General features: G+C 46.7%; 5 protein-coding genes. All 5 read left to right on the top strand.

Features of this window, described 5'->3' with window-relative positions; all coding sequences use genetic code 11:
- Positions 1-28 precede the first annotated feature (28 nt).
- The gene (gene prfA, locus B7Y67_RS11465) at positions 29-1,108 is read left to right on the top strand and encodes a peptide chain release factor 1 (protein WP_216178803.1); all 1,080 of its coding nucleotides are present in this window, start codon (positions 29-31) and stop codon (positions 1,106-1,108) included.
- Positions 1,109-1,118: 10 nt separating this feature from the next.
- The gene (prmC, locus tag B7Y67_RS11460; RefSeq protein WP_293598755.1) at positions 1,119-1,967 is read left to right on the top strand and encodes a peptide chain release factor N(5)-glutamine methyltransferase; all 849 of its coding nucleotides are present in this window, start codon (positions 1,119-1,121) and stop codon (positions 1,965-1,967) included.
- A gap of 104 nt (positions 1,968-2,071) precedes the next feature.
- Positions 2,072-2,380, top strand: a complete 309-nt coding sequence (grxD, locus tag B7Y67_RS11455) for a Grx4 family monothiol glutaredoxin (protein ID WP_215302393.1) — start codon at positions 2,072-2,074, stop codon at positions 2,378-2,380.
- 28 nt (positions 2,381-2,408) lie between these two features.
- Complete coding sequence (locus B7Y67_RS11450; RefSeq protein WP_293598754.1) at positions 2,409-3,683, top strand: DNA recombination protein RmuC; 1,275 nt, start codon at positions 2,409-2,411, stop codon at positions 3,681-3,683.
- A 13-nt stretch (positions 3,684-3,696) separates the two neighbouring features.
- Positions 3,697-4,315, top strand: a 619-nt coding sequence (locus B7Y67_RS11445) for an MFS transporter (protein WP_293598753.1), incomplete at its 3' end; no start/stop codon positions are given.

The following is a 4,315-nucleotide window of genomic DNA, read 5'->3' as shown; positions in this document are numbered from 1 at the left end:
CTCGCACTCCAAGCCAGAAGACCATTAGATGAAGCCCAGCATGCGGGCTAAGCTAGACCACCTAGACACGCGCTTAGCCGAACTCAATTCCCTATTAACCACCGAAGAGTCCACGAAAGACATGGATAATTATCGGAAGCTCACGCGCGAGCATTCTGATATTGCGATGGTAGTTGAGCAATTTGGCTTATACAAACAAGCTGAGGCTGATGCTCAAGCCGCTGAAGAGATGCGCAAAGATCCTGAGATGAAGGACTTTGCCGACGAAGAACAAAAACAAGCACAAGCTACTATGGAGGAGCTTGAGGGCGTCCTACAAAAACTCTTGCTACCCAAAGATGTCAACGATGAACGCAATGTCTTCTTAGAAATTCGTGCAGGTACGGGTGGTGATGAGAGCGCACTTTTTGCTGGTGACTTACTCCGAATGTATACGCGCTTTGCTGAACGCCAAGGCTGGAAGGTTGAAGTGGTCAATGCTGCTGAATCTGACCTGGGTGGATATAAAGAAGTTGTTCTCCGCTTAGTAGGCCAATCTGTTTACTCGCGCCTCAAGTTTGAATCTGGTGGACATCGCGTGCAACGCGTACCTCAAACAGAAACTCAGGGCCGTATTCATACTTCAGCCTGCACGGTCGCAGTTATGCCCGAAGCAGATGAACTAGAAGCAGTCAAAATAAATCCTGCCGAATTACGTATTGATACTTTTAGGGCTTCAGGTGCAGGTGGTCAGCATATTAATAAAACTGATTCTGCAGTTCGGATTACACACCTACCTACAGGCACAGTGGTTGAGTGTCAGGATGACCGTAGCCAACACCGCAATCGCGAGCAAGCGATGAAGGTGCTGGTCTCACGCATCATGGATGCTCGTGAACGTGAGAAACATCAGCTCGAAGCGCAAACCAGAAAATCTTTAATTGGCTCTGGTGATCGCAGCGATCGTATTCGCACTTATAACTTCCCTCAAGGTCGGATTACTGATCACCGCATTAATCTCACGCTCTATAAGATTGATGCCATGATGGATGGGGATTTAGATGATCTGTGCAATGCTTTGGCTTCAGAACATCAAGCAGAGCTTCTTGCAGCGCTTGGGGATAATTGATACAAGCAAGATGAGTATCAATCAGTCTTTACGAGAATTCATTAGCAACTGCGCATTGCCAGCCAATGAGGCACGGATATTGCTAGCCCACCTACTAGAGAGGCACTATCAACTCCCGCGTTCTGCGCTCCTATCGCGCGACGATATGCGTCTGAATGAGCAAGCTTTTGAGGAATGGGAAAGTCTAGTCTCCAGAAGAATGAATGGTGAGCCCATTGCGTATATCTTGGGTAAGAAGGGTTTTCATAATATTGAATTACAGGTAGGGCCTGGGGTACTAATTCCTCGCCCAGAAACTGAGCTTCTTGTAGAGATTGCCCTTAGTGAAATCGCCAAACTCAATAAACCCACCAAAGTGTTAGATCTAGGTACTGGCTCCGGCGCTATCGCCCTTTCGATCGCTAGTGCTGCACCCCAGGCGTCACTGCTTGCAACAGATCGATCAGCTGAGGCTCTAGCAATCGCTAAGCATAATGCCCACTTTCTGAATCTGACAGAGCAAGTCCAGTTTTCACAAGGCAATTGGTATGAGGCAGTGAGCCCACAAAACCAGTTTGACGTGATTGTTAGCAACCCACCCTATATTGCTAACCAGGATCCCCACCTCACTCAAGGGGACCTCCGATTTGAGCCGCCTTCAGCGCTAACCGACTATGCCAGCGGCTTAAGCTGCCTAGAGATCATTATTGCCGGAGCAGATAAGTACCTGAAACCTGGCGGGCTGATTGTTGTAGAGCATGGCTTTGATCAATCCGAAGCGGTGCTGGAGCTAATGAAAGAGACAGACCTAATCGATGTACAGGCGCACCTCGATTTAGCGGGCCACAGCCGTGCAGCTTCTGGGCGAAAAAGATTCTAAAACCCCCAAAGGGAATTAACCCTTTTCTGCAGATACCCTTAAAATTACCCTATTGTTAGTTGCAATTCAAGATCATCTTATAGCGTCAATTCAGGAAGAAAATTATGGACACCCAAGCAAGAATTCAAGAAATCGTTAGCAGTCATCCTGTTGTATTGTTTATGAAGGGTAATGCCCAGTTTCCTCAGTGTGGCTTCTCCGGAAATGCGGTCAATATTTTGCGCACCTGCGGCGTAGATAAACTTCATACCGTAAACGTATTAGAAGATGCAGAAATTCGTCAGGGTATTAAAGAATTTGCTAATTGGCCAACTATTCCTCAGCTCTATATCAATGGTGAATTCATTGGTGGCTCTGACATCATGACCGAGATGTTTCAAAGTGGTGAACTGCAAAAGTTAGTACAAGGCTAAGATTTAATAGCTTGCATAGACTGCATTTGTGACTTTTGACTTAAGCTCCCTTCTCCTGTTTGGCCTGCCATTGGTTTTATGCGCAGGCCTTTTGGTTTATGCGCTTAATCTAAGATCTGCTCTTCAACGTAGCGAACAACAAGCGCAGGCAGAAGCCGCCATCACTATCAGCTTGCGCTCTGAAAGAGACCAAGCCTTACAAAATGCAATTCGACTTGAAGCAGAGCTAGATTCCGAGCGCAAGCAAGGCCTGGGGAGAATTGAATCCCTCAATGAGGCTAAAGAGGCTTTGACTCATCAGTTCAAAAATTTAGCTAATGAAATTCTGGAAGATAAGTCTAAGCGCTTCACAGAGCAAAATGTCGCTAATCTAGATGCATTACTAAAGCCACTGCAAACTAAGCTTTCAGAATTTAAAGAGCAGGTAAATACTTCCTACGGCAATGAAGCTCGAGAGCGCTTTGCACTCAAGGGCGAGATAGAACGTCTTGCCAATCTGAATTTGCGAATGTCGGATGAGACCCGCTCACTGACCCAAGCACTCAAGGGCGACTCAAAGGTACAAGGTAATTGGGGTGAGTTAGTACTCGAATCCATTCTAGAGTCTTCAGGCCTTCGAAAAGGCGAAGAATACCTTGTACAAGATAGTCACACTCAGACTGATGGCTCACGTCTTCAGCCAGACGTTGTCGTAAAACTGCCAGAGGGCAGAAGCCTGGTAGTCGATAGTAAGGTTTCTATCACTGCGTATTCACGCCATGCTGAGGCAACTGATCCGACAGTCTCAGAACAAGAGTTGGCAGCCCATATTCAGTCGCTAAGGCAACACATTCAGGGGCTTTCTAGCAAGAACTATAGCTCTTTATATGGAATTGGCTCGGTAGACTTTGTGCTGATGTTTGTACCGATTGAGACAGCATTCTTATTGGCCCTCAAGACTGCACCAAATCTCTATCAAGAAGCTTTAGCTAAAAATATTGTGTTGGTTTGCCCAAGTACTTTGATGGCAACTCTGAGAACTGTTGCGCACCTGTGGCGTCAAGACTCACAAAATCGTAATGCACTAGAAATTGCTAAGCAATGTGGCACGCTCTACGATAAGTTTGTTGGCTTTGTAGATGATCTTGAAAAGCTAGGCCAGCGTTTAGACCAAGCACAAACAAGTTATCACGAAGCCTTTAATAAGTTGAAATCGGGCAAAGGTAATCTCATTAGGACTGCCGAGAAGGTACGTGAACTGGGCGTTAAGCCTAGCAAAAATATCTCTGCACCCCTGATTGAATCCTCAACAGATTCAGAATAAACGCAGAATAAAATTGGCTGCTACCGCATCAGACTCTAAAGCCTCATCGCATTCCTATAGAAAAGTAGCCATTGCCGCCTGCTTTGGAACATTTCTGGAGTGGTATGACTTTTTGACTTTTGCAACTCTTGCAGTTGTCTTTGCCCCCCTCTTCTTTCCCTCTAGCGATCCCAGCACTGCTCTTTTAGCTAGCCTAGCAACCTTCGGAGTCGGGATGATAGTCAGGCCTATAGGAGCGGCTATTTTTGGCAGTATCGGCGATCGCATTGGCAGGCGCCCTGTCTTTATGATCACCATTACCCTCATGGGAATTGCAACCGTATGCGTAGGATTTTTACCGACCTATGCCCAGGCTGGGATCTGGGCGCCCATCATGCTTGTCGGCCTAAGATTGCTTCAGGGCCTCTCAGCAGGTGGTGAGATTGGCGGTAGCGCAGTCTATCTAACAGAACATGCCGGTGACTCAAATCGGGGCTTTAAGACTAGCTTCCTGCAGCTTATGGGACCACTAGGAATCCTGGTATCCACACTACAAATTGCCTTACTTCAAGGCTACCTTACTCCAGAAGAATTTCTATCCTGGGGCTGGCGGGTGCCATTTTGGATCTCTTTAATACTGGTATTAATCGCAT

This window comes from Polynucleobacter sp. 35-46-11 (genome assembly GCF_002281105.1).
The sequence above is the reverse complement of the archived record's forward strand: the minus strand, read 5'-3'. Positions and strand labels throughout refer to the sequence as shown.

Coding starts and splice junctions, on each gene's coding strand:
- grxD (WP_215302393.1), top strand. CDS start 2,072: ATGGACACCCAAGCAAGAATTCAAGAAATCGTTAGCAGTCATCCTGTT.
- prmC (WP_293598755.1), top strand. CDS start 1,119: ATGAGTATCAATCAGTCTTTACGAGAATTCATTAGCAACTGCGCATTG.
- prfA (WP_216178803.1), top strand. CDS start 29: ATGAAGCCCAGCATGCGGGCTAAGCTAGACCACCTAGACACGCGCTTA.